This window comes from Pseudomonas fluorescens, assembly GCF_041354075.1.
Lineage (GTDB): Bacteria > Pseudomonadota > Gammaproteobacteria > Pseudomonadales > Pseudomonadaceae > Aquipseudomonas > Aquipseudomonas fluorescens_CE.
The window spans coordinates 212,253-237,550 of the sequence record NZ_JARZGC010000001.1 but is presented as its reverse complement, the minus strand read 5'-3'; the positions used below and the strand labels follow the sequence as shown (position 1 = coordinate 237,550).

The 25,298-nt window shown below is 61.8% G+C and carries 22 protein-coding genes and 3 pseudogenes; 8 read left to right on the top strand and 17 right to left on the bottom strand.

The window, feature by feature from the left end:
* Positions 1-32: 32 nt before the first annotated feature.
* The 5 genes from QIW53_RS01145 to QIW53_RS01125 form a co-directional block, all read right to left on the bottom strand.
* Positions 33-689 carry an HAD-IA family hydrolase gene (locus tag QIW53_RS01145; protein WP_371047870.1) on the bottom strand — a complete coding sequence of 219 codons (657 nt, stop codon included), beginning with the start codon at positions 687-689 and terminating at the stop codon, positions 33-35.
* A 69-nt stretch (positions 690-758) separates the two neighbouring features.
* Entirely contained in the window at positions 759-1,169 is a 411-nt protein-coding gene (locus QIW53_RS01140) for a response regulator (RefSeq protein WP_371047869.1), read from the bottom strand.
* 303 nt (positions 1,170-1,472) lie between these two features.
* A complete protein-coding gene (locus tag QIW53_RS01135; protein WP_371047868.1) occupies positions 1,473-1,754 on the bottom strand; it encodes a pentapeptide MXKDX repeat protein in 282 nt (93 codons plus the stop codon).
* A 54-nt stretch (positions 1,755-1,808) separates the two neighbouring features.
* Positions 1,809-2,588: a molybdopterin-dependent oxidoreductase gene (locus QIW53_RS01130; protein ID WP_371047867.1), complete on the bottom strand. Its 780-nt coding sequence runs from the start codon at positions 2,586-2,588 to the stop codon at positions 1,809-1,811.
* Positions 2,585-3,202 carry a cytochrome b/b6 domain-containing protein gene (locus tag QIW53_RS01125; RefSeq protein WP_371047866.1) on the bottom strand — a complete coding sequence of 206 codons (618 nt, stop codon included), beginning with the start codon at positions 3,200-3,202 and terminating at the stop codon, positions 2,585-2,587. The genes QIW53_RS01130 and QIW53_RS01125 overlap by 4 nt, the downstream gene beginning before the upstream one ends.
* Positions 3,203-3,474: 272 nt before the next feature.
* Between QIW53_RS01125 and QIW53_RS01120 the strand changes: the two genes are divergently transcribed.
* Entirely contained in the window at positions 3,475-4,410 is a 936-nt protein-coding gene (locus tag QIW53_RS01120; protein ID WP_371047865.1) for a class I SAM-dependent methyltransferase, read from the top strand.
* Between the two features lie 126 nt (positions 4,411-4,536).
* Here QIW53_RS01120 and QIW53_RS01115 read toward each other — a convergent pair whose 3' ends face one another.
* Complete coding sequence (locus tag QIW53_RS01115) at positions 4,537-5,307, bottom strand: helix-turn-helix transcriptional regulator (RefSeq protein ID WP_371047864.1); 771 nt, start codon at positions 5,305-5,307, stop codon at positions 4,537-4,539.
* A 110-nt stretch (positions 5,308-5,417) separates the two neighbouring features.
* Here QIW53_RS01115 and QIW53_RS01110 point away from each other — a divergent pair, with 110 nt between their 5' ends.
* Positions 5,418-6,521 carry a polyamine ABC transporter substrate-binding protein gene (locus tag QIW53_RS01110; RefSeq protein ID WP_371047863.1) on the top strand — a complete coding sequence of 368 codons (1,104 nt, stop codon included), beginning with the start codon at positions 5,418-5,420 and terminating at the stop codon, positions 6,519-6,521.
* Positions 6,522-6,622: 101 nt separating this feature from the next.
* Positions 6,623-7,732: a DmpA family aminopeptidase gene (locus QIW53_RS01105; RefSeq protein WP_371047862.1), complete on the top strand. Its 1,110-nt coding sequence runs from the start codon at positions 6,623-6,625 to the stop codon at positions 7,730-7,732.
* 168 nt (positions 7,733-7,900) lie between these two features.
* On the opposite strand, the gene QIW53_RS01100 is transcribed toward QIW53_RS01105, so the two are convergent.
* Positions 7,901-8,581 (bottom strand): GNAT family N-acetyltransferase, encoded by a 681-nt coding sequence (locus QIW53_RS01100; RefSeq protein ID WP_371047861.1) that lies wholly within the window; start codon positions 8,579-8,581, stop codon positions 7,901-7,903.
* Between the two features lie 128 nt (positions 8,582-8,709).
* Entirely contained in the window at positions 8,710-11,205 is a 2,496-nt protein-coding gene (locus QIW53_RS01095; RefSeq protein WP_371047860.1) for a TonB-dependent siderophore receptor, read from the bottom strand.
* Between the two features lie 245 nt (positions 11,206-11,450).
* Between QIW53_RS01095 and QIW53_RS01090 the strand changes: the two genes are divergently transcribed.
* Positions 11,451-13,838, top strand: coding sequence for a DUF3772 domain-containing protein (locus QIW53_RS01090; protein WP_371047859.1), 2,388 nt, complete (start codon positions 11,451-11,453; stop codon positions 13,836-13,838).
* A 1-nt stretch (position 13,839) separates the two neighbouring features.
* Here QIW53_RS01090 and QIW53_RS01085 read toward each other — a convergent pair.
* Positions 13,840-14,001 (bottom strand): annotated as a pseudogene (locus QIW53_RS01085) (aldehyde dehydrogenase family protein); the annotation flags it as partial.
* Positions 14,002-14,111: 110 nt separating this feature from the next.
* Positions 14,112-14,507: pseudogene (locus tag QIW53_RS01080) on the bottom strand (AAA family ATPase); the annotation flags it as partial.
* On the opposite strand from QIW53_RS01080, the pseudogene QIW53_RS01075 reads away from it, so the two are divergent.
* Positions 14,463-14,824: pseudogene (locus QIW53_RS01075) on the top strand (cytochrome C); the annotation flags it as partial. The pseudogenes QIW53_RS01080 and QIW53_RS01075 sit on opposite strands and share 45 nt — an antisense overlap.
* Before the next feature lie 50 nt (positions 14,825-14,874).
* Here QIW53_RS01075 and QIW53_RS01070 read toward each other — a convergent pair.
* Complete coding sequence (locus QIW53_RS01070) at positions 14,875-15,702, bottom strand: AraC family transcriptional regulator (protein WP_371047858.1); 828 nt, start codon at positions 15,700-15,702, stop codon at positions 14,875-14,877.
* Between the two features lie 131 nt (positions 15,703-15,833).
* Here QIW53_RS01070 and QIW53_RS01065 point away from each other — a divergent pair, with 131 nt between their 5' ends.
* The 3 genes from QIW53_RS01065 to QIW53_RS01055 all read left to right on the top strand — a co-directional run bounded on the left by QIW53_RS01065 (position 15,834) and on the right by QIW53_RS01055 (position 18,381).
* Complete coding sequence (locus QIW53_RS01065; protein WP_371047857.1) at positions 15,834-16,352, top strand: carboxymuconolactone decarboxylase family protein; 519 nt, start codon at positions 15,834-15,836, stop codon at positions 16,350-16,352.
* A gap of 29 nt (positions 16,353-16,381) precedes the next feature.
* Positions 16,382-16,636, top strand: a complete 255-nt coding sequence (gene grxC / locus QIW53_RS01060; protein WP_371047856.1) for a glutaredoxin 3 — start codon at positions 16,382-16,384, stop codon at positions 16,634-16,636.
* Positions 16,637-16,956: 320 nt separating this feature from the next.
* On the top strand, positions 16,957-18,381 hold the full coding sequence (locus QIW53_RS01055; RefSeq protein WP_371047855.1) for an undecaprenyl-phosphate glucose phosphotransferase: 1,425 nt from the start codon (positions 16,957-16,959) through the stop codon (positions 18,379-18,381).
* A 134-nt stretch (positions 18,382-18,515) separates the two neighbouring features.
* On the opposite strand, the gene QIW53_RS01050 is transcribed toward QIW53_RS01055, so the two are convergent.
* From QIW53_RS01050 to QIW53_RS01025, 6 genes are all read right to left on the bottom strand, one after another.
* Positions 18,516-19,646 (bottom strand): glycosyltransferase 61 family protein, encoded by a 1,131-nt coding sequence (locus QIW53_RS01050; protein WP_371047854.1) that lies wholly within the window; start codon positions 19,644-19,646, stop codon positions 18,516-18,518.
* A gap of 55 nt (positions 19,647-19,701) precedes the next feature.
* Positions 19,702-20,841, bottom strand: coding sequence for a hypothetical protein (locus tag QIW53_RS01045; RefSeq protein ID WP_371047853.1), 1,140 nt, complete (start codon positions 20,839-20,841; stop codon positions 19,702-19,704).
* Positions 20,842-21,173: 332 nt separating this feature from the next.
* Positions 21,174-21,908, bottom strand: a complete 735-nt coding sequence (locus tag QIW53_RS01040; protein WP_371047852.1) for a WecB/TagA/CpsF family glycosyltransferase — start codon at positions 21,906-21,908, stop codon at positions 21,174-21,176.
* Complete coding sequence (locus QIW53_RS01035) at positions 21,908-23,095, bottom strand: glycosyltransferase family 2 protein (protein WP_371047851.1); 1,188 nt, start codon at positions 23,093-23,095, stop codon at positions 21,908-21,910. Before QIW53_RS01035 ends, QIW53_RS01040 begins: the two co-directional genes overlap by 1 nt.
* Positions 23,092-24,294 carry a glycosyltransferase gene (locus QIW53_RS01030; RefSeq protein ID WP_371047850.1) on the bottom strand — a complete coding sequence of 401 codons (1,203 nt, stop codon included), beginning with the start codon at positions 24,292-24,294 and terminating at the stop codon, positions 23,092-23,094. Before QIW53_RS01030 ends, QIW53_RS01035 begins: the two co-directional genes overlap by 4 nt.
* A gap of 11 nt (positions 24,295-24,305) precedes the next feature.
* Entirely contained in the window at positions 24,306-25,298 is a 993-nt protein-coding gene (locus QIW53_RS01025; RefSeq protein WP_371047849.1) for a DUF535 family protein, read from the bottom strand.

Below are 25,298 nucleotides of genomic sequence, written 5' to 3'. Positions count from 1 at the left end.
GATGTCGCCTGACACGCCGCCATCGCGGTGGGTCAGAGGGCATTGAGGCGCAATTGGCCGGTGGCATCGACTTGAGCACTGACCGATGAGTAATCGCTTATGGTCGCATGCGCGGTATCAAGCGGATGCTCATGGGTCGAGGTGATGATCAGCAAATCAGCCGGCGCCGCTTCTGCCGCGAGAATGCCCACGGTGGCGTCTTCGAAAATCAGGCACTCGCTGACATCGACCTCCAGGCGTTGGGCTGCCAGGCGATAACCCGCCGGGTCCGGTTTGCCGGCGCTGACATCTTCGGCGGTGACCATCACCGAGGGTTCCGGAATCCCTGCCGCCGCCATTCGCCGCAACGCCAGCGCCCGGGGTGCTGAAGTGACGATAGCCCACTGATGGGCGGGCAACGACTTGAGGAAGTTCGCCGCGCTGGCCACTTCCACGATGCCCTCGACATCATCGATTTCGGCCTGGGTCACCCACGCCGCTTCAGCTTCGGCATCAATGCCTGGCAAGCCCTGGCGGTTGATCGTGTCGATGGCCCGCGCGCCATGAATGGTCGGCAGGAATGACGCAACGTCCACGCCGTGGCGCAAGGCCCAGACGGTCCAGATGCGTTCGGCGGCGGCGATGGAATTGAGGACGGTGCCGTCCATGTCAAAGAGGAAGGCGCGATAAGGTTTGTTGAAGACTGGCAAGGATGAACGACCTCTGGCGGGAGACGGGCGACTAAGGTCCGGCAATGTAGCACTGGCCGGGGGCGAAACTCACCTTCTCGACGGTACGGATTTCAAGGCCCCCTCGACACAATCGAGCAACTGCCCCAGCGCCCAGGGTTTCTTGATGAACGACACGTCGTGCCTGACCCCGGAAGTCTCCGGCGTCTCGTAGCCTGACATGATCATGATCGGCTTCTGCGGCCAACGGTCGCCGAACTGATTGGCCAGGTCGGCACCATTGAGCGTGCCGGGCATGGTGATGTCCGTCAGCAGCAAGGCGACCTTGTCCGCATGGCAGTCCAGATAACCGGCGGCGTCATCGGCGCTGATCTGCGGTTCGATGGCATAACCCTCCTCCTGAAGAATCTCGCAGAGAAACTCCAGGATCAGCGGATCGTCTTCCACCACAAGGATCAACCCGTCCGGAAGGTGCTCGCCCGCCTTGGATACTGGACACATGACTTTGCCACTCCCTGATTGCCTGATGATTTTCGCGGGCTACTCTCCGCTGCTTACAGGTATGAGCAGCGGTATTTGCGGAAATTCATTTTTGATCGCAAACAGGGTGGAAATTCAAGCGTCAGGGCACTGCCTGGTTATTTATTCCTTGGGCGTGATCGAAATCCCTTGTAGGAGCGAGCATGCTCGCGAAAAACGTAGAAGCACCGCTGGGTGTCGGGCAACCAGCGTCATCGTTGACGTCCATCGTCGGAACGCCGCCCGGAGCATGCTCGCTCCTACAGGGGATTGTGTTGTAGCGAGTTATTGCGACATCGCATCCTTCTTCATCGCGTCCTTGGACATGCTGTCTTTTTTCATGCCGTCCTTGCTCATGGAATCCTTGGACATGCCGTCCTTTTTCATCGCGTCTTTTTTCATGGCGTCCTTGGACATCGAGTCTTTTTTCATGCTGTCCCTGGACATGGCATCCTTGGACATCGAGTCCTTGCTCATGCTGTCGTTGCTCATGGTATCGGCCGCGAAGACGCTGGCGGCACCGGCGGCCAGGCACATGGACAGAACGAGGGTGGTCAGTTTTTTCATGATCGAACTCCTTGGAACGTTGGGGGGGGGGTGAAACGTGTAAGGGTCAGGCCGTCAGCTCCCACCGAACCAGTTGTAGCCCTGGTCTTCCCAGTAGCCGCCGCTGTAGGTGTTGCTGACGAAAATCGCCTGGATGTGTTTGGGGTTCTTGTAGCCAAGCTTGGTGGGCATGCGCAGCTTCATCGGGAAGCCGTACTCGCGCGGCAGCACTGCGCCGTCATAGGTCAGCGCCAGCAAGGTCTGCGGGTGCAGTGCGGTGGCCATGTCGATGCTGGTGTAATAATCGTCGGCGCATTTGAAGCCAACGTATTTGGCATCGGTGTCGGCGCCGATGCGCTTGAGGAAATCGCTGAACCGCACCCCGCCCCAGCGCCCGATGGCGCTCCAGCCTTCGACACAAATGTGCCGGGTGATCTGTTCCTCCTGCGCCATGGCCCGCAGCTCTTCAAGGCGCCAGCTGCGTTTGTCGGCAACCAGTCCGGTGACCTCCAGGCGAAAGCTCTCTTCCTCGACGGTCGGCGCCTCGTCGATGCCGTAGAAGGCATTGAAGGGGAACGGCCGGGTGATCATCGACGCCGGGTAGGTCGGTGCCAGGGCATTGGGGTTGAACAGCCAGCCCTGTACCCGGTCGTTGAGCCGCGACATGGACGACAGCGCAGTTTCGACGCTGTCGTTATCGGTGATATTGCAACCGGACAGCAGCGCCACGCCGCCCAGAGTCAGGCCGCGCATCAGGAAGGAACGACGGGAACGGTCCTCGATCTGCGGGGCGATGATGTGGCGGGCTTCCTTGAGGATCGACGCTTCGTCGAGCCCTTCGATGCGCTTTTTCATACAGGCTCCTTGCGACCGACAATCATGGCCAGCAGTGTTTTCGGCACCAGCGCGACCATCACCAGGTGTACCGCCACGAAGGCCACCAACAGCGTCATCGCGATGAAGTGCACATGCCGCGCGGCCTCGTAACCGCCGAGCAATTCCCTGAGCAGCGGGAACTGCACGGACTTCCACAGCACCAGCCCGGAGATCACCAGCATCGCGATGTCGAGCATCACGAACAGATAGGCCAGCCGCTGCACCTGGTTGTAGTGACCGAGGTCGGCATGCCCGAGTTTTCCGCGCAGGGCGGCGCCCAGGTCATGCAGCACGCCTCTGGACGACACCGGGAAAAACCGTCGTTTGAGCCGACCACTGAAGAGGTTGAACATCAGGTAGATCAGGCCGTTGATGCCCAGGAACCACATCGCCGCGAAGTGCCATTGCAAGGCGCCGCCGAGCCAACCGCCGAGGGTGATCGAGGTGGGAAAACTGAAGTCGTAGAGGGGCGAGGCGTTGTAGATGCGCCAGCCGCTGGTGACCATCACCAGCACGGCCAGTGCATTGAGCCAATGGGTCAGCCGCAGCCAGCGAGGGTGGCTGGCCCTGGGTGCAGCAGTTGACTGCGACATGTCCGGCTCCAGTGGTGGTTAGTCGTTGGGGCCGAGTATGGCGGCGCACTTGTCGCCAAATCCTCACCGAAAGTTAACTTAATTGTGATGAATACCCCGCGCACCCCTGAAGGAGCGAGCATGCTCGCGAAGAATTCGGATACGCCTGAGGGTGTCAGGTGCCCAGCGTTTTCGTTGAAGACCATCGCGACGGTTCGACGCCTCGACATGCTCGCTCCTGCAGGGATTGGTGGTTAAACTTGCGGGCCGCTTTGCTGCCTCGATCTGAACTGATGAACTCTCAAGCTCTCACCACCCTTCACACTCACTTGGTCACCGCCCTGGCCAACGCGCCTGCAGAGACGCGCCGCCTGTTCCACGGCCGTGGCCGCTGCTGGCCCGGGCTGGAGCAGTTGACCGTCGACTGGTTGCAGGGTGTGGTGCTGGTGTCGCTGTTCAAGGAACCGGAGGCGGCGCAACTGGAGGCGCTGGTCGCGGCGCTGATGGACGTCAGCCGATCCCCGCAGTGGTCGCAATCCGGAGCACACACCCTCGCGCTGCAGCACCGCTACCTGCTGCAAAGCACCACCGAGTGGCTGGTGGGCGAGGTGATCGAGGACATGGCGATTACCGAGGGCGGCCTGCGCTACAAGATCGACCTGGGCCGCAAACAGAACACCGGGTTGTTCCTCGACATGCGCTATGGCCGCGACTGGGTGCGCGCCAACGCCCGGGGCAAACGCGTGTTGAACCTGTTCGCCTACACCTGCGGGTTCTCGGTGGCCGCCATCGAGGGCGGTGCCGAGCACGTGGTCAACCTCGACATGTCCAGCCCGGCGCTGAGCCGTGGCCGGGACAATCACCGGCTCAACGGGCATGACCTGGGCAAGGTCACGTTCCTCGGCCACGACCTGTTCAAATCCTGGGGCAAGGTGATCGGCAAGGGCCCGTACGACCTGGTGATCATCGACCCGCCGTCCTTCCAGAAAGGCAGTTTTTTGCTGACCAAGGATTACCAGCGGGTGTTGCGTCGCCTGCCGGAATTGCTGACGGCCGAGGGCACGGTGCTGGCGTGCATGAACGACCCGGCGTTTGGCGCCGACTTCCTGATCGAAGGCGTGATGCGCGAAGCACCGGGGTTGCGTTTCGAGCAGCGGCTGGAGAACCCGCCGGAGTTTCCGGATGCGGATGTGGAGTGTGGGTTGAAGGCGTTGGTGTTTCGGGGCTGAGACCGCGTCACGGCTATCGCGAGCAAGCCCGCTTCCACAGGGGGTGCGTGTACTCGGCTCTTGAGTTCACAAACGTTTCAGTGTGGGAGCGGGCGTGCTCGCGATGGCGTCGGATCATTCAGCCAATCACCGCGGCTGCAACACCCGCGCAAACAACTCCCCATGCCCGTTCACCTTGAGCTTGTGATAGACATTGCGCCGGTGCACCTTGACCGTTTCCGGCGAGATCCCCAGTTGCTGAGCGATGGCTTTGCTTGAGAAACCCTGCAGGATCAGCCGCGCGGTTTCGATCTCCCGGGCGGTCAGGCGGGCATCGAAGCGCTCGAGCAGCGCCGCGAAATCCCCGGCCGCTTCGTGAGCCGGGCCCTGGGGCGGCAACAATTGCGCCTGCTGGCGCATCGCGGCGAGCACCCAGTCGCGTACGCACAGCAACCGCCCCTGCTCTTGCAGGGTGAAGCGCGTCGAGCGCCCGAGGGACAAGCCGAGCACGGCGCCCTCGATATTGACCAGAAACTGCAACTCGTCGCCCCCCACCACGCGGCGAAAGTAGCTCAGGTAATACTCGCTTTGCTGGAACTGGTCGGGCGCCACGGAATCGAGGCTGTGCAAGCCGTCGGCGATGCCCGCGCAGGCCGCCAGGTAAAACGGATCGAGCAGGTACATGCCGGCGCGGTAGTCGGCCAGTTCTTCATGCTCGTCGCCCTGGGCCAGGGCATCGAAATCGATCAGCAGGCGCGGCACCGTTCCCGGCTGCATCACCGCCACCAGGGCGTTGTCCAGCGGCACCAGCAGCCGCAGCGTATCCACCAGCGCACGCCAGAAGGTGTCCCGGCCCAGCGCACCGAACACCCGCGCCAGCCCCTGGTGCAGCGGCAACTCCTTGAGCAACGCGTCCACGTTCTACCCCTTTCGAGTAACCCATGATGGGAATGGGTCAGTCCCCGGCCTGCCGATACGCTGCCAGCACCTGTTCATCACCGGCCGCAGCAGGCCAGGAGTGCCGCATCATGAGTCGTCCCCGTCAACAGATCAATCTTGGGCTGAGCGCCTGCCTGTGCGTTTCGCTGTCGGCGGTGGCCGCTCCGGCACCGACCGTTCACGTCTACAACTGGTACGACTACATCGGCCCCACCACCCTGCACGACTTCAAGCGCGACACCGGGATCGAGCCGGTCTACGACACCTTCGACAGCGCAGAAGTGCTGGAAGGCAAACTGCTCACCAGCCGCAGCGGTTATGACGTGGTGGTGGCCAGCAACTTCAGCCTGCCGACGCTGATCAAGGCCGGTGCCCTGGCCCCTCTGCCCCACGGGCAGATGCCGGACTACCCGAACATGGACGCCGACTTGCTGGCGAAACTGGCCAACAACGACCCGGGCAACCAGTACGCCGTGCCATACCTGTGGGGCACCAACGGCATCGGCTACAACATCGACAAGGTCCGCGCGGCGCTGGGCGACAAGGCACCCGTAGACTCGTGGGACCTGGTGTTCAACGAAGCCAACCTGGCCAAGCTCGGCGAGTGCGGCGTGGCGATGCTCGACTCGCCATCCGAGATGCTGCCGGTCGCCCTGCACTACCTGGGCCTGCCGCCCAACAGCACCAACCCCGAGGATTACAGGAAAGCCGAAGCGCTGCTGCTCAAGTTGCGCCCGCACATTGCCTACTTCAACTCATCGAAATTCATCAGCGACCTGGCCAACGGCAACATCTGTGTGGCGGTGGGCTGGTCCGGGGCCATGCTCGAAGCCAAAACCAACGCCGTGCAGGCCAACAACGGCGTGAAGATCGCCTACAGCCTGCCCAAGGAAGGCGCACCGGTGTGGTTCGACACCCTCGTGCTGCTCAAGGACGCACCGCATCCCGAGCAAGGCCTGGCCTTCATCGACTACCTGATGCGCCCTGAAGTCATCGCCCCGGTCAGCGATCATCTGTCCTACCCCAATGGCAATCGCAAGGCCACGCCCCTGGTGGCCGAAGCGACCCGCAACAACCCGGCGGTGTATCCGTCCGCTGCGGCCCTGGCCACCTTGTTCACCCTCCAGCCCTTGCCGCCGGCCACCGAGCGGGTGAGGACGCGGATCTGGAGCAAGGTCAAGAACGGCCAATAACGCCTGACACCACCCACTCCTGTGGGAGCAAGCCCGCTCCCACAGGTTGGGATCAGCGTTCAACCACACTTTTTCTGCCACGCAATCGAGACGAAAACACCATGAAACCACGTGCCCGTGACTTGAACATCCGGTTTGGCCAGCTGCAACCCGGCCCTCTCAACGCCATCACCGACGTACCCGGCGTGCGGGTTGGCCACAGCGAAGTGCGCGGCCGCAGCGCCAAGGGTCGCGACATCCTGACCGGCGTCACCGTGATCGAGCCGCGCCTCGTGTCCAGCAGCCAGCACCCGTGTTTTGCCGGCGTGCACGTGCTCAATGGCAATGGCGACGCGACCGGCCTGGAGTGGATTCGCGAAGCCGGGCTGCTGACCAGCCCGCTTGCCTTCACCAACACCCACAGCCTGGGCGTGGTGCGCGATGCCTTGATCGCCATCGACCGCGAGCAGCAGCCCGACGACGGCCGGCTCTACTGGAACATGCCGGTGGTGCTGGAAACCTTCGACGGCCTGCTCAATGACATCAACGGCTTTCATGTGAAGCCCGAGCACGTGGCCGAGGCGGTGCGCAACGCTTCAAGCGGGCCGGTGACGGAAGGTTCGGTGGGTGGCGGCAGCGGCATGATCTGCCATGAATTCAAGGGTGGCATCGGCACGGCGTCACGCCGTTTGAACAGCCCCCAGGGTGGCTGGACGGTCGGGGCGATCGTGCAGGCCAACCATGGCGTGCGCAACGAACTGCGGGTCGACGGCTACCCGGTGGGACGCTACATGACCCAGGTCGATTCGCCGTTTCTGAAGGCTGCGCTGCCCCATCCGGGCATGGGCTCGATCGTCGTCTGCCTGGCCACCGACGCGCCGCTGCTGCCGCATCAATGCACACGCCTGGCCCAACGCGCGAGCCTTGGCCTGGCGCGTACCGGGGGCGGTAACGAAGATCACAGTGGCGACATCTTCATTGCGTTCGCCACCGGCAACCAGGTGCCACCGGCGGCTTATCAAACCAAACGGTCACCCACCTGCGACAACCTGAGCATGGTCAACAACGACCACATCAGCGAGTTGTTCCTGGCGGCCACCGAGGCGGTGGAAGAAGCGATCATCAATGCGCTGCTGGCGGCCGACAGTGCTGAAGGCAATGGCCATGCGGTGCCGGGGCTGGATGCGGAAACGCTGCTGGAGGCGTTGCGTGAGGCGGGGTGGCGGGCCTGACCGACGAACCCCGATTCCTGTGAACTACCCTATGTCGACACGACATGACTCCTGTAGGAGCGAGCATGCTCGCGTTGGACGTCAACGATAACGCTGGCTGCCTGACACCCAGCGGCGTCTGTGCCTCCATCGCGAGCATGCTCGCTCCTACAGGGAATGTGTTTCTCTTCAATTCAACCGGCTACGCACATACTCATTGGCCTTGTACGTCAACTGATCCAGATGCCTATCGCGCTGTTTCTCGGCGTCGAGCATGGCGCGCTTGCCGTGGCGTTGCAGCAGGTAGGTGTGGATCTGTCGCACCTCCAGCGAGCTGTAGATCGGCGCCGTTTCCACCAAGCCGATCAACCCCTCGGAACGATGATCGCGGGTGTTCATCAACACCTGGGGGCCGCGCGCGCCCAGCACCTGGAAGCCCATCGACTCGAACCACGGCACCTTGGCCACCGCACAAGTCAGCTCGGCGTGCGGATAGCGGCCAACCATTTCCCGCAACATCCGGCGCGCCACGCCCTGGCGCCGATGGCTGGCCTGCACCGCCATGTAGGCCACGGCGCAGGCATCCGGATCATCCTTGCTCGGCAAGTACAGCAGGAAACCGGTCACCGTTTGCGGATCGTCCACGTCGGTGGCCACGAGCAATTCCACGGCGATGCCCTTCTCCCCATTCAGCGCCTCCAGGTAGAGGTGCACCTCAAAGCCGATTGCATACTGGTAGACGTTGTACAACAGGTTGCTCGGCGCGATGGCGACCATGCTGATGTCGGTCAGGTTGTCGACCACCAGCTGCAGGATCTGACTGGCGACGGGTTCGGGGCATGGGGTTTTGTAGTGGGTGATCTGGAACATCGAGGGCTTTGACTCTGGGGCGGACGTCTGGAGTGCCTATCATAACGTGCCGCGGTCGATCAGGCGCCGGCGATGTCGGATGCAAAGACCATCGCCGGCGAACCGGCGATGGCGGTGTCAGCCGTGCATCACCACTGATAGGTCGCACTCGCCTGCACGGTACGCTGCGAGCCATACCAGCACCACGAGTACGAATAGCAGGTCGACACGTACTCTTTGTTGGCCAGGTTGGTCGCATTCACGGCCAGGCGCAGGTTGTCCTTCAGGCTGTTGATGTTCGGGATGTCGTAGTGCACCGACGCATCTACCAGCGTGTAGCCCGGCACCTTCAGGGTGTTGGCCGCATCGCCCCAGGACGAGCCGACATAACGTGCCCCGCCGCCGACACCAAAGCCCTTGGCGACGCCGTCGTGGAAGGTGTAATCCGCCCAGACAGACGCCGTGTGGCGCGGGATGCCGTAGGTGGTGGTGCCTTTGGTCGAGACCGCCGGGCCCACGGCGACGTCGGCGATCGGCGCGTAGTTGACGGTGCTGTTGGACTTGGTGATGCGGTTGTCCAGGTAGGCATAGGCCGCCGTGATATCGAGGTTGTCGTTAAGGCTGGCCTTGCCTTCGAGTTCAAAACCACGGGAGCGCACTTCGCCGCTCTGTTCCTGGCAACGACCGGTGCCGCACAGGTGCGTCGGGTCCGGATCGAGGGTCGGTACGTTGGTCTGCGTCAGGTCGTAGATCGATGCGGTGATGAAGCTGTTGCTGCCCGGTGGCTGGTACTTGATCCCCACTTCGTACTGCTTGCCCTCGGTGGGTTTGAACACCGAACCGCCGTAGCCGGTGCCGGACTGCGGCTCGAAGGATTCGGCATAGCTGACGTAAGGCGCGAGACCGTTGTCGAACAGATAGACCAGGCCTACGCGACCGGTGAAGGCCTCGCTGTCCAATGAGCTTTTGCTCTTGGCCTGAGTGTTCAGGTTGAGCGTGCTGTTGCGGTTGGTTGCCCAGTCATAACGGCCGCCCAGCAGCAGGACCCATTGATCCCACTTGAGTTGGTCCTGGAAGTACAACCCCTTCTGCTGGTTGCGCTGAGTGGCATCGCTGGTGAACGCCGGAGTGGTCACCGGCAGGCCGTACACCGGTTCGAAAATATCGTGGGCCGGGCCCGCGCCAAAGCCCGACTTGGTGTCGGTGCTGGTGTTCTGGTAATCGCCGCCGAACAGCACGGTGTGCTGCACCGGTCCGGTCTCGAATTTGGCCTGGGCCTGGTTATCCACGGTGTAGGAATCCAGGTCCACGTCGGTGGCAATGGTCGAGCGCCGGGTGGTGTGGTAATTGGCCTGCAGGTTGGTGTGGTAGAGGCTGCGGTACACCCCTTCGCTGCGCAGGTAACGGGCGTTCTGGCGCAAGGTCCAGACGTCGTTCAGGTGATGTTCGAACAGGTAGCCGACCGAGAAATACTGCCGGTCGCTTTTCTCGAAATCCTCTTCGCCGTCGTAATAATCGACATCGATGTCGCGCCCGAGGGGGCTGTCCAGCACCGAACCCCAGGCCGGCATCGAACCGTAGGACGCGGCTTTCGGGTCCTTCTGGAAGTGCCCGAGCAAGGTCAGGGACGTGTCTTCGCTGGGGCGCCAGGTGAAGGCTGAGGAAATCGCCTGACGCCGGGTTTCGGTGTGTTCGAGTTGGCCGTCGGCATCGTCGTACAGACCGGCCACGCGATAGGAGTAGACCCCTTGATCGTCAATCGGGCCACTCAGGTCGAAGGTCGTGCGCTTCTTGTTGAAGGTGCCGTATTCGACGCCGATTTCATGGAAAGGGGTGTCCAGCGGGCGCTTGCTGACCATGTTCACCACACCGCTCGGGCTGGCCTGGCCGTACAACACCGACGACGGGCCGCGCAGCACGTCGACGCGTTCGAGGTCGAAGGAGTCCTTTTGCGGCGAGGCGTCGCGGCTGCCGGGCATGCGCAGGCCGTCCAGGTACACCGCCGGGGAGAAACCACGGATGGTCATCTGGTCCAGACGCGAGGCGGTCGAGCCACGGCTCTCGGTGACGACGGCGGCAGTGTAGCGCAGGATCTGGTTGAGGCTCTCGGCGCCCTGGGCGCGCATCTGGTCCTTGGTCACCACCGAGATCGACTGCGGCGTTTCGATCAGCGCGGCATCGGTCTTGGTCGCCGACAGCGAGCGCGTCGCCACATAGCCTTTCACCGGACCCGTCGGGCTTTCGCTGGCGTAGGCACCGTTGATGTTGGTGGCCTGCAATTCCAGGGAACCTTCCACCGGCTCCGGGGCAGGCTCAATGCGATAACGCGTGGCCGACAGCGCGATGGCGTTCAAGCCAGTGCCCTGCAGCAGTCGGGCGAGGGCTTCGCCGGTGCTGAAGGAGCCGTTCAAACCCTTGCTGCTTTTGCCGCGCGTCAATGCCGGGTCGAAGGCCAGCACTAGGCCCGCCTGCTCGGCCAGGCTGTTCAATGCCTGGCTCAGGTCACCGCCCGCAATGGAAAAACTGCGCACCGCGCTGGCGGGTGCATCGGAGACCGACGTTTCAGCCGCCATCAGCGGCGCCGCAACAAAAGCCATCGCCACTGAAAGTGCCAGTGGGTGCAAAGGACGAACAAAGCGAGACATGAGAAACCCTGCTAAATGGTAAGCGTTACTAACCATGACGCGCAGGTCGAAAAAAGGGACAAGGAATGCGAGCGATTTGCATTGGTTTTTTTTCAAGCCCCTGGATTTGAGACTTGTGAAGCCAGATCTGTGGACGAGGTACATCCAGCGCGTGAACACGCGCCGCCGGGCAAACTATCCCTCGCCGGCAGAGGGAATGACCTAACCTCATAGGCTGAATGACCCACAACCGAGTCGGCCAGGCTATGTGCAATGCATTGCGCTCCATGGTTTTTCTCCTGCTCACCCTGCTCGTGCCGGGTGGCGCAACGCTGTCGGCCGCCGACCTGACGGGCAACGCCCCTTCCCTGTCCGGCCTCTCGACCCTGGCCGTCTCCCAGAGTGACCTGCAAGGGCTGCAACTGCGCCTGGACCGGATCAAGCAGCAAGTGTCCCAGGCCAACAACGTGACCCAGATGGTCACCTTGCAGGACCTGATCCAGTCGTTCATCGCCGATGTCACCGCCATGCAGTCGGCGCTGCTGCCCGAGCAGAAACAATTGCAGGCCCAGCTCGATGTGCTGGAGCCCGTCTCCCAGGACGAGGTCGTCCTGGCGAAATCGGAAATCGCCACGCAACGGGCGGCCATTTCCGAGCAGAAAAGCAAAGTCGACGCCAACCTGAAAACCCTGACCGGCCTCAGGGACAGCGCTGCCGGCCTGCTGATCCAGATTGCTTCGATTCGCCGCAGCCTGCTGGAGTCGGAAATGTCCCTGCGTGCCGCCAGTGTGCTGAGCGCAACCTTCTGGGCGCCGTTGTTCAAGCCCCAGGAGGACGACGTGCAGCGCGTGCGCACTTTCACCCAGCACGTGGCAGCGGCGGTGGCGGTGGCCTGGCTGCCCGGCGAGCGCCTGCTCACGGTGACGCTGGTGATACTGGCGTTCGTCCTGTGGACGGTAGGACGCCGGGTCGCGGACCGTGGCTTGACGTGGGTGTGCATTCACCGAATGCCCGAAGGTCGACTGCGCCGAAGCTCCCTGGCCTTTGCCTCTGTCGCCGCCACCCTGCTGACGACCGCCTGCGCACTGGCCCTGCTGTTCTATGCACTGACCCGGCATATACCCTTGTCGCCACTGATGCAGAGCTACTCCGACGAGTTCGAAAAAGTGGTGTATGTGTGCGTGCTGATCACCGGCCTGAGCCGCGCCCTGCTGTCGACACAACACCCTTCCTGGCGCCTGCCGACGATCGCCGAACCGGTCGCGCAGGCGATCAGGCCCTTCCCCAGACTGATGGCCGGCGTCCTGCTGGGCCTGCTGACAGTGGTGCAGGTGGTCAATGTCTCCGACATGAGCAGTCAGGCCGTACTGTTTGCCCGGGGTTTCGTTTCACTGGTGGTGACCTTGCTGATCGGCGCCCTGTTCCTGCGCGTCAGCAAGGCCCGCCGGCTGGTGGCAGCTTCGGGCGAGCATCCGCCGGCACACTCCGCCGTCACCAGCCTGTTGTATGCCTTCGCCTGCCTGTGCGTGATTGCCTCGCTGTGCGCGCTGGTGATCGGCTACATCTCCGCCGCACGTTTCATCACCTATCAACTGGTGTGGATGTTCATCATCCTGTCCGGTTTCTACCTGCTGGTGCAGTTGTTCAACGATGCCTGCGAACACCTGTTCTCCCCCAGGAGCGCCAGCGGCAAGTCGCTCAAGCAAGTGCTGGGCATCGGCGACACACGCCTCGAACAGGCGTCGGTGGTGCTGTCGGGCGCAGGCCGCGCCGCGCTGATCCTGCTGGCGATCATCACCCTGTTCGTCGGCAGCGTGGGCACCACTCTCGGCCAATTGATCGACCAGACCGTGGCCATCCTCGGCGGCGCCGGGTTGCGCAAACTGAACATCATCCCGGGACATTTGCTCAACGCCGTGCTGGCGCTGCTGATCGGCATCTACCTGGTGCGTACCTTGCGGCGCTGGCTGGACAACGAGTTTCTGCCCAAGACCCGCATGGACCCCGGCATGTGCGCCTCGCTCAGCACGCTGTTCGCCAACATCGCCTACGCGGCGGTTGTGCTGCTGACCCTGTCGTCGCTGGGCGTGCAATGGACCAACCTGGCGTGGATCGTCAGTGCGCTGTCGGTGGGGATTGGCTTCGGCCTGCAGGAAATCGTCAAGAATTTCGTGTCCGGCCTGATCCTGCTGACCGAGCGCCCGGTGAAGGTCGGCGACCTGATCAGCATCAGCGGCGTCGAAGGCGACATCCGCCGAATCAACGTGCGGGCCACCGAGATCCAGCTCAGTGATCGCTCGATCGTCATCGTGCCCAACTCGCAGCTGATTTCGCAGAACCTGCGCAACGTGACCCTGGGTGGCAGTGCCCAGGGGGTGGCGTCACTCGAATTGACCTTGCCCCTGGACATCGACCCCGAACAGGTCAAGGACCTGCTCTACAACGCCTATGCCGAGAACGAAAGCATCCTCGAGAAACCGGCGCCGGTGGTTCGTTTCAGCAAGCTGACGCCCGATGGCATCACCCTGACCGTCACCGGCTACGTGACCAGCCCGAGGATCATCGGGGTCACCAAAAGTGACCTGCTGTTCGAGATCCTCAAGCGCCTGGGTGCGGCGGGCATCGAACTGGCGAAGCCCGCGCCGACGGTGTGAATCAGGGGGCGATGCAAACTGATCTGAGCTCGGTGTAGGCCTCGATCAACGCGCGACCGAATTCGCGGCCCATCCCTGACTGCTTGCCCCCACCGAACGGCATCGCCGGGTCGAGCAGCACGTGGGCGTTGACCCACAGGGTGCCAGACTTCATTGCCGGCAAAAAGCAGGCGCCGCCGATGGTTACCATCTGTCGATCTGGATCCTAAATAATTCAAGACCCGCCAGTGACCTTCGGGACGTTGTCGAATCTTTCAATACCGGCCTGATGCTTCACAAGTGCCCAGCGGCCCCGCGTATAAAGGCCTCATCCAAGGAATCAACGCCGTAGTGACTTGCGAATTCCTTTCCCGAATCGAATGGTTTGAATTGTTTCTGGCTGATCATGTAGAAACAGTCGCAGTTGCTCGCGACTTCTTCGATATTATGCGAAGACATTAGAATGGCCGTTCCCTCACTGGCAGCTCCACGCAGGCATTTCCAAATGTAATGTCTGAACTCAGGATCCACACCAGCAGTAGGCTCATCGAGTATCACGAGATCCGCTTCCACCGCCAACAACGAAAGAGCAAAGAACCAGCGTTTTTCCCCGTAGCTGCAAATAGAGGACTTTTTCGTCCAGATATCCATGTAACGGTGGATTATTTCCGGACTCCAAACAGCAAGTTTACACGCGCCATCCCTGATGCGGCCCAGCGTCACGCGCCGGGCCATGAAGCGTTGCAGACACCGATCGACCAGGCCGGCTGCAGCGTCGGCGTCAACTACCAGGTGCAATGCGCCGGCTGCCACCTGGGCAATGGCATGGTCTCCCCCGCCATGACACCCCAAGAATGGCCGGATTCGTCGGCAACTTATTGAAGGTCCCGGGAGGCCGCGAGTTTCTTGTGCCCGTCCCCGGCAGGTCAAAGTCGGCGTTGAACAACGCGCAACTGGCCGATCTGCTTAACTGGCTGATGCGGCCCGACGGCATGGCCGGCAAAAGCGCGCGTAAGGCGTTGCCATCGAAGACGGCATAACGCCCTGAACGCAGCGCCTAGCGGCGCTTGCCCGCCTGCCCCCACTCACGCGGGCTGACCCCGGTCTTGCGACGAAACGCCCGGGCCAGCGCCGATGGACTCTCGTAGCCGACTTCATCGGCAATCAAGGCAATCGACTTGCCCTCGCGCAGGCGCTTCTGCGCCAGACTGACGCGCCAGCTCACCAGATAATCCACCGGCGTCTGCCCGACCACCTGACGAAAGTGCTCGGCAAAACTGGCCCTGGACATGTTGGCGGCCGCCGAGAGCTCGGCCACGGTCCAGGCCCTGGCCGGGGTGTCGTGCATCAGGCTCAGGGCCCGCGCCAACCGTGGGTCGGCCAGGCCGGCCATCAAGCCGGGGCTTTGCTCACGGCTGCTCAGCAGGTGTCGCAGCAACTGAATCACCAGCACCTCGAACAGGCGGTCCATCATCGCCTCCCGACCGCACTGGCCGTCGAAGGCTTCGTTGAACAACCACTCGAGGGTGCCTGCCAGGCTCGGCACCTCGTTCAGGTCCAGCACCAGGTAATCGGGCAAGGCCGCTGCCAGCGCATTGCCCGCCCCGCCGTCGAAATCCAGCGAGGCGCACACCAGTTGCGTGTCGGACGCATCGGCAGCGAACAAGCGGTGACGGTAAGGCCTGGGAAAAAAGATCAGCGTGGGGCTGTCGAGTTGCAGTTCGCGTTCGTCAGCCAGCTTCAGGCTCAGTTCGCCGCCGCGCAGCAGGTGCAGGTGGCCGCAGGCCTGCTCACCGTCGAAGGCGGTGACGCCGCAGAACGTACCGCTGTGGAAGGTTCCGGCACTGACGCCGAAATGGCTGAGCAAGGTGGACAAGCGATCCATGGTGGCACTCCCGCCGGCAAGTCTGGACGATCTGTCGCATATCCTCGACGATTTGCAGCCAATAAGCCATAGCCGATCATTAACATGGATTCCGTACCCAGCGCATACCGCGCCCTATACGGAGAATCACCATGAGCCGCATCAACGCCCTGAACCTTGAACTCGCCACCGACGCCACCCGCCCACTGCTGGAAGGCGTGCAGAAAAAAATCGGTTTCCTGCCGAACATGTTCAAGACCCTGATCCACGCCCCCGCCGTGCTGACATCCTACATGCAGCAGTCGGCCACCCTCGGCAAGACGTCGCTGAGCGCCGTCGAAAAAGAGGTCATCGCCCTGGCCACGTCACAGGTCAACGGCTGTGATTACTGCCTGAGCGCCCACACCTTTTTTGCCGGCAAGGCCGGGATGTCCGCGCAGCAGATCCACGACGCACGCCAGGGAGAGCTGAACGCCATTGCCACCCTTGCGCGGCAGATCACCGAACGCCGTGGCCAGTTGAGCGACGAACAGCTGGAAGCGGCACGGGCAGCCGGCATCGACGACGGCAAAATCATCGAAGTGATCGCCCAGGTCGCCCTGATGACCCTGACCAACTACCTCAACAACGCTGCTTTGACCGATATCGACTTCCCGGCCATCGACGCTTGAACTGACGTCCTCACCCAGGAGTACCGCTGATGAACACCGTGACGCTCTACACCACCGACACCTGCCCGTACTGCCGTAACGCCAAGGCGTTGCTGGCCAGCCGAGGGATTGCCGCCGAGGAAATCAACGTTCAGGCCGAACCCGGGAAATTCCAGGAGATGCTCAGCCGCAGCGGTGGCCGCCGAAGCGTGCCGCAGATATTCATCGGCGATATCCATGTCGGCGGCTTCGATGATCTGGCGAAACTGGATCGTCAGGGTGATTTGCAGTCGATGCTGGCTTGAGTGGTATGTAACAGGCTCCAATTTGTCTCAAACTGCAGCGTACGCAACAACCCTGCAGGAACGAGCATGCGCGCGATGGTCGTTAACGATAACGCTGGGTGCCTGATGCCCAGCGGTGCGTATGACACCATCGCGACGGTTCGACGCCTCGACATGCTCGCTCCTACAAGTACGCGTACTGCTGCTAAAGTGACAGCACCTGCGAAAAGCAGCATGATGGGTTCGAGTAGCTTGCCGATGACGCCAGGGCTCTGTGGGGGGCCTGATTGACCTGAATCTCGTCATTATCGAGCGCGAAGGAAAGCAAATGAGGTCCAAGCATGATTTTTGAGCCTAACAACACCCGCTCCGTGCTCCAGCGTAGAAGCAGTACCAGTACAGTGATTCAGGCCGGTCTCGATTGCGTTGCAGTCACCGGCGTTGCCTGGTTCTTGATCAATTACCACATCGGCTACATCACCCAAGACTACGTCATCATGTTGCTGTTGCTGCTCGGGGCCCTGGCCGTGGTCTACGACCACTACGCCATTTACCGCAGCAACGTGGTGTTTACCGTCAAGGCTTTCAAACTCCTCAAAGCCTGGACCGCGACCTTCGGGTTCCTGGTGGCCATGGCGTTTTTGACCAAACAGAGCGAAGTCTATTCACGCCTGTTGATGGGCGAGCTGTTCGTCCTCGGTTATGTCGCTCAGTTGCTGTTGCACCTGGGCACGCGGGAAATGCAGAAGAAATTCCTCGCTCACCCGACGCAACTGGAAAACGCGTTGATCATCGGGTCGGGCGAACTGGCCAACTACCTGCACAAGAAAATCAGCACCAACCCCTGGCTGGGCGAGCGTATCGTCGGCTGCGTGCTGATTGGCGCGGACGATGACCGAGGCAAGGAGCCGGCGAACATCAAGCATCGGCTGGCGATTCTGGGCGACATCTCGCACCTGGATGAACTGGTGGTCAAACATTCCATCCGCACCGTGTATTTCGTCACGCCGCTGGGCGGGTCGGAGGTCATCCAGGATGTTTACCTGCGGCTGTTCGACAAACACATTTCGGTCAACTGGGTCCCGGACATCTTTTCCCTGCGCCTGATCAACCACAGCGTGCGGGAAATTGCCGGCATTCCGGTGCTGACCCTGTCGGAAACCCCGCTGATCGGCATGCGCCTGTTCCTGAAAAACCTCGAAGACAAGGTCCTCACCTCCCTCATCCTGTTGATCGCTGCGCCCGTGCTGGCGCTGGTGGCCCTGGCGATCAAACTCGACAGCCCGGGGCCGGTGTTCTTTCGCCAGGAGCGCATGGGCTGGAGTGGCGAGTCGTTCCGTATCTGGAAATTCAGGAGCATGGTGGTTCATCAACCGGCCGATGGCGCCATCAAGCAGGCGCAGAAGAATGATCCCCGGGTCACTCGCGTGGGAGCCTTCATCCGCCGTACCAGCCTCGATGAGTTGCCGCAGTTGTTCAACGTGTTGATGGGCGAGATGTCACTGGTCGGCCCTCGCCCGCATGCCATCCAGCACGACGTGCAGTACTCGCCGGATGTTTCGGGCTACTTTGCCCGCCACAACATCAAGCCCGGCATCACCGGCCTGGCCCAGGTGCGCGGGCTTCGGGGCGAAACCCGGGAAATCGACCAGATGATCCGCCGGGTCGACTCGGACATCGAGTACATCAACAACTGGTCGCTGTGGCTCGACTTCGTGATTCTTGCGCGCACGGTGTTTGCGTTTTCTGGCAAGCACGCCTATTGAGCGGGCCCGCACCCTGTAGGAGCGGACTTGTCCCGGGCGGCGTTCCGACGATGGTGTTTAACGATGACGCGGGCTGTCTGATACCCCTCTTCATCGTTGACGACCATCGCGAGCATGCTCGCTCCTACAGGGGGTTACGGCGTTGCTGATGGAAACAGATCCAGCGTACGCTCGACCTCATCAGGGTCGACCCTGAAGCCGTCCCCCTCCGGTATCCCGACCACAAAACCGAAGTTCTGCCGGTCACGGTCCGTCAGGTATTTGAAGAAACACAGGAAGCGATTGGGCGGTTGCAACACCAGCAGCGACCCACCCGGCGGCAACACGTTGACCCCATGAATCAGCTGACTGCCCTCGATGCCGACCACGGTCCGGGCGCCGGCGCATGCCGCGACAATGGTCGGCACATCGCAGGTGGCGGGATCGACAATACGGAACCCGCGGCGGTCGCGCAGGCGCTCGGCCACTTCCATCTCGTTGCGCAGGCGCCGTACAGAACCGTGGCCGCCGCGCAATATGAACACCCCCGGGTGGGGGCTGACGTTGACGTGCGACAGCAACTGCTCGCCCATCGCCCGGAACCGCAGGTGTTTGTTCTGGTTCTGGCTGAGGTCGTTGAAAATCACCAATTCCCGAAAATGCGCGTTGCGCAGGCGCAGCGGATTCATGCCCAGCCAACGCTCGTAACCCGGGGCGTGCAGGATGCCGTTGCGGGCGATGGACATATTGTCGGCAAAGGGCGCGGTGGTAACCGGAACGCCTTCATTGCAGGCCAGGCGATAGGTCAGGCAGTCGTCCATCAGCCAGGTGCCAAACCATTTGTTGCCGCCCATGGTGCAATACAACGCGCCACGATCGATTTCGTTTTCCACGCGAATGCCGGGAAACCGACCGGCCCCCGGGGTCAGCCAGGACTTGGCATTGCCCTTGTACAAGGCGCCGTCGATCATCCACACGTCCTTGAGCAGAAAGCCCCGGGTCGCCCCGTGCTCGACAAGCCCGACGCCCTCCATGGTGCGACGGGGATGCTCGTTGGGATAAAACAGCGCCTCCTCCCATCCGGTGACACGTTCCAACTGGTTGGGCAGGTAAAAGGCCGCAGGCGCAATCGCGCTGGAGCCTGGGGCAATTTCCCAGGTCTTGACCGCCAGGCTTTCCAGGGTCGCCGCTGGCTGGCGAGTGACACGGGTGTTGAACATGTATTTATACGCAGCAAGACTCCACCTGAGCGGATAACTGCTACTCGGTGCATTGAATCCCAACATGTGTCCACCCTCCAGCCGAGGCTATACCCATGAACTTTGTCAGTCGGCAACTTCTTCAGGTGACAACACTTTCCAGGACAGGCGGCAAGTTCAAATGACTGTATCGACTTCGAACAACATCGAGCAGTTCTTCTCGCGGCGCATTCGAACAATGAAGATAGATTCTGGACAATCCGCCAAACCCCATTTCTCGATAGCGAGTGGCAACTTCTTCAACAGGCTTGCCGTCCGGCACGCCAAGATGAAGCACTAACTTTTTACTTTCAACAGCAAACAACGGCGTTTCCCACAAGAACTCAGGCACGCCAACTTTCGGCAATGTAACGAACAAATAACCGTGATTACCCAGTGTATCGACATCCCCTCCACGCCTTCTCTTCCATTCGAGAAGGCCATCGTCCGGGCGGGCCAGGCAAGTGCCGATATCGTAGTAGTCGAAGCCGTTCTCGATCGCCCATTCGAGCGCCATGAACGTGGTGATCGAATTCACTTCACGCAACTTCTTCTGATCGGAAAACACCGTATCCGGGTAGCCAAACCGCACGGTGCTCCAATAGCGCTTGCCGGCGCGGGTGACCACGCAGCCCAGGTGGCACGCCACGACCTCGTCCTCGAGCAACACCAGATCGAGCCGTCCGGCGGTTTTCGCCACCCGATGCACTTCATGGGTTTCAATTTGCGAGGCGGCCGAACCATGCCGGGCACTGGCATAGGGCTGAAGCATGTCCCGGTCGGCACTGGCGATATCGTCATCGTTCAACGCCTGTTGCATCCGGTAGCGTGCCCGGTTCTTGCGCAGGTTACGCCGTAACTCGGTGTTGTATTGTGCGGTGATGTCCTCGATCGATCGATTCAGCGGCACCACTGCACTGAGCAACTGGGGCACGTGCAACGCGCCCGGGGTCGGAATTTCACTGACCAGGACCGTGCGCTCGGACTTGTGCAACCGCAGCCGGGTCCCTACCTCTCTGGACTTGGCACCCAGCAGCACCTGCACGAACTCACGGCGCTCCTTCGTGCCCAGATACAGGATGTCGTGGGCGCTGTCTTCGCGCAGTTTGAACCTGACTATTTCCCAGCGCCAGAAACAGGCGCGCGCCGCCATGTCCTGCAGCCAGGCGAGCGCGTTGCGCAGTTCGAATCGCAGCGACGGTGATAACAACTTGCGCAATTGTGCTGCTGCTTGTTCTTTCATTTTGTTTATCAACACACGCCAAATAAAGTTTATTCCGGTTTAACAACCCATAAACCAACTATTCGACACGAGCACTCTGCGACGCAGCACGTTCTCATAAAACCTGACGCGTCGTGCGCTGCGGTTTTCCGATACATGCCACACTTTCCTTCTTGCGAAATACTCGCAAATCCCTCCGTGGAATCCGGTTTTTGACGCCATCAAGTCGTCAAACATCGTTATGAAGAAAAAAGTCTCCAGCACACCTGCCAAGTCGAAATACTAAGCAGAGTAAAGATGCAAGCCAAGAGTTTTGCAAGATATTTCACAGTTGTTACGAAAGGCCTGCCCTGTCAAGAATTCCTGCTCAACCACGTGCGTAACAAAAACATCGGGTTACCCACCACATAGCGCTTGAACAGGCGCCCGGGTTCGCTGATCAGCCTGAATATCCACTCACATCCGAGACGACGCATCCACTGCGGAGCGCGCGAAACCTTGCCGCCGAGAAAATCCAGGATCGCTCCGCCACACACGATCAGACAGGGTGTACCGCTGGCCGCCAGCATGGCCGCGACGGCTTCCTGCTTGGGCATGCCCATGCCCAGCACCACCAACTCGGGCTGCGATTGACGAGCCAGCTCGACATAGGTCTGCATCGGCGCAAAACCGTGGTGGGCCGAGACCACATTGACCGAGAAGCTGGCCTGGCCATGTCGCACGGCGTTGCTCAGGTACGGCTCTTGCGTCCCCCAGAACGCCACGCGCCGGCCGTTAAAGGCCGCCAGCAATTCGGGAATCAGGTCGGTGCCATTCATGTTCAGCCCCGGTGCCAGGCCGAGGCGACGAAACAGAATGCTCATGCCCGAACCATCGCGCAACAGCACGTCGGCGGACGACAGGGCCTGGAAATAATCGCCGTCAGCGGTGATCAGGTTCATGGCGTGGGCATTGACGAACCCCAGCACGGTCGGCGTCTCGGTGCGGCACAGCGCCTCGATCAGGGCTTGCTCGTCAGCACCCTCGCTGACCACCCTGATCTTCTGCACAATCGTCTGCCAGTTGCGCTGCCAATCCAGGACGCTCATCAGTGATCATCCCGTTTCGAACGCACCCATTCGACCTGGCGCTTGAGCAGAAAGCCGATGTACAGGGGAATTTTCTTCAGCGCGTAGAGCGGCGCGTACATCAAGGCCCTGAACGAGATGATCGCGCGCCCGAACTGGCTCCACGCCAGCAAAATGGTCACTCCCAGCAAGGCCATGCCGAGGGTGGCGATGACCGCCGGTGTCGCGCCTGCACCCAGCAGAAACAGCAGCCAGGAGACCACAAAGCCGGCACCCAGCACCAGGGTCAACAACGCCAGTGGCGGGACCCACAGGTCCAGGGTCATTGCCAGCAGCTTCCAGTTTCTGTCGCGAATCGACTCCACGAACAGCTTCGGTGCGTCGCCGAGGATGACGCCCAGATGCCCATGTTCCCAACGGGTACGCTGAGTGGCCAGGCCCTCGTCGGTGCGCGGGAAATAGCTGGTCACCAGCGCCTCGGGGCAAAACAGCGGCGGTTTGCCGCTGCGACAGAAATCCAGCCCCATCTTCAGGTCTTCGACAATGTGGTTGCTGCCCAGCTCGATCAGGGCCAGGTCCTTCCAGACAAATGCCATCCCGGTGCCCATCAGCGGGCAAGGCAGGCCGAGCCAGGCCCAGCCACGCGGCCGCACGCGGTTTTTCACGCACCAGGCGAACTCGGCCAACTGGACTTTCAGCCCGGAGCCGGCGGGAGCGTGCATCAGGTCCAGGGCCTGGGTCGGGCGTCCGGATTCGATGCAACGGATCGCCAGGCGCTCGAGGGTGCCCTCCCCCAACTGGCAATCGGCGTCGATGACAATCATCACCTGCGGCGCATCGCCGGCCAGGTGACGCGTACCGAACTCCAGCGCATAGCCCTTGCCCCGCTGCTGGTCGTTGCTGCGTTCGACCACCTCGGCCCCCGCCGCACGGGCCACGGCGGCGGTGTCGTCGGTGCAGTTATCGGCGACCACCAACAGGCGATCGCCCTCCTGCAACTGCGCCTTGATGCTGTGGAGGGTGGCGACGATGACCGAGGATTCGTTATGGGCCGGTACCAGCACCGCCAACCGCGGCCGGGGGCTGCTGGCAGGCGCGGGCGAACGCGCGGGCAGGCAGGCCAGCAGCACCTGCACGTACAGCACCAGCACGGGCAGCAGGATGAGGAGCAGCACTGCACTGAACAGCCAACCGATTAATGTGATCATGCCTGCGCCTTGAACAGAGCCGCCAGTTTGGCCGCTTCGGTATCGATATCGTGCCGTTCCAGCACGCGCTGGTACGCAGCCTCGCCCATCCGTTGCAACACCTCGACAGGTTGCGCCAGGCAATCCTGCAGGGCGTCCGCCAACTCCTCGACCGCACCCGCCGGGAACAGCCAGCCGTTCTCACCCTGGCGCACCAATTCGGGGATGCCGGCGACGAAGGTCGTCAGGACGGGACGCCGCAACGCCATGGCTTCCATGATGACCACCGGCAAGCCCTCGGCAAAGCTCGGCAGGACCATGGCGCGCGCAGCGAGCATTTCTGCGCGCACCTGCTCGCTGCTGATCCACCCGGTGATTTTCACTCGTGCTTGCAGGCCATGCCGGGCGATCAGGGCTTCGATCTGCCCGCGCATCTCGCCATCGCCAGCCAGGACGATTTCGAAGTCCACGCCTTTCGCCGCCAGCAAGCGCGCCGCTTCCATCAGGAACAGCTGGCCTTTCTGTTCACACAAGCGCCCCACGCAGACCAGGCGTGGCACGGAAGGTACCGGCACCGCCGGCACCTCGTGAAACGCTCGCTCCAGCCCGCAGTGCACAACCTTGACCTTGGCCCAGTGCCCATGATCGACCCAGCGATACAACTGGCTGCGGCCATAGGAACTGATGGCCGCGACAAACGCCGAGCGCCGGACTTTTTCGCCCAGATGAATGAACTGCGGTTTGTCGAACTCTTCCGGACCGTGCACGGTAAAGCTGTACGCCGGCCCGCCGAGGGCGTTGGCCAGCATCACCACCTCGGTGGAGTTGGTGCCAAAGTGCGCGTGCACATGCTGCGCACCAAACGCCTGCAACCAGGGCAGCAGCCGGCAGGCTTCCGCCAGGTAGATCAAATGATAGGGCCAGGCACGGTCGGCGCGCCGGCCCATGCGCAGTGCCAGCCGCAAGGCTGAAAAAAACGCCCGCGGCCGTTCGCGCAACATGTGCAGCACCGGCTTGAGCAGCTCCTTGACGCCGCCCTGCAACACATAGCGGGTCTTGTCGCGCTCGGACACGTCTTCGGCATCCACCAATTCGGCGTCCCAGCCGCGCAAGGCAATGCGCTGCACTTCGAAGCCCTGGCGCTCCAGCGCCAGGATCTCGCGACGAATGAAACTGTGGCTGACCTTGGGGTATTGATTGATGAAGTAAGCGATGCGCATAGGGACCGGGCTTAGTTGTCGTTGGGGGTGGCGGCGGCGGGCATGGCCACGCCGGCAGCGCTGTCGAAAGCTTCAACCGGCGCGTTCGCGACGCTGGTACCGATCAGCACGGCATCGACCTTGTCGAACGTGCTCTGCAGCAATTCATAACGCCGGCGGTACATGGCGCGCTTTTTCGCGGCGATGGTCTCGAGCGGCTTGATCGACGGCGCCAGGGGGATGTCGAAAAAATCTTCCCGTTCGGAAGGGGTCGCCCCGTGCTCCAACCAGATCACGTCGTAATTGGCCGCCAGTTCCTGTGCCTTGTGCGCGCCGAAATAGGGGTGGCGATGATGGCGGAACTCATCCCCGACCGCGTAGAGCTTGTCCACGCCGAGCCTGACCGCGATATGTTTGATGACTTCAATCAGCAGGCTTCTGGGACGCAGGCCCTCGAAGGCCTTGGTCAGGTCGCGGTAAATCGCCAGGGACCTGTCACTGTCCACGCCTTTGTGAATGCCCTGGACAGCGCCGATGAACAGGCCGACCCCACTGTCGGTGCGGCACAGCGTGAAGGCCAGTGACGCAATGCGCAGGTCGTTCTGAAACAGGTTCAGCACCAACTCCCCTTCGCGCATGAACCATTTCGGCCGATCCAGCACCAGGGAGCAATCCGCCGCCCACTCGGACAGGTCGGCCAGTTTCAGGGTTTGCTCACGCCCCGACAACAACAGTTGCGGGCAGACCCGAGTGATCGTTTCGTAGTGCGAGGCGATGGCTCCCAGGCGCTGCTCAGCCTCCCAGGCTTTGCTGACGTAGGGCCACTGGACCACGCCCAGGCAATCGGTGCCCAGGGTTTGCAGGCCGTTGGCGCCCAACGCCGCTGACATGCGCGCAGAAAACGATTCGAGGGCTGGCCGGTTCCTGGCCACCAGGCCGGGGACCTTGAGCTGGTTTTTCAAGGCCCTCGGGGTCACCCCGGCATTGAGCCACAACAAGCTTTTGAGGGTGAGCCAATAATCCAT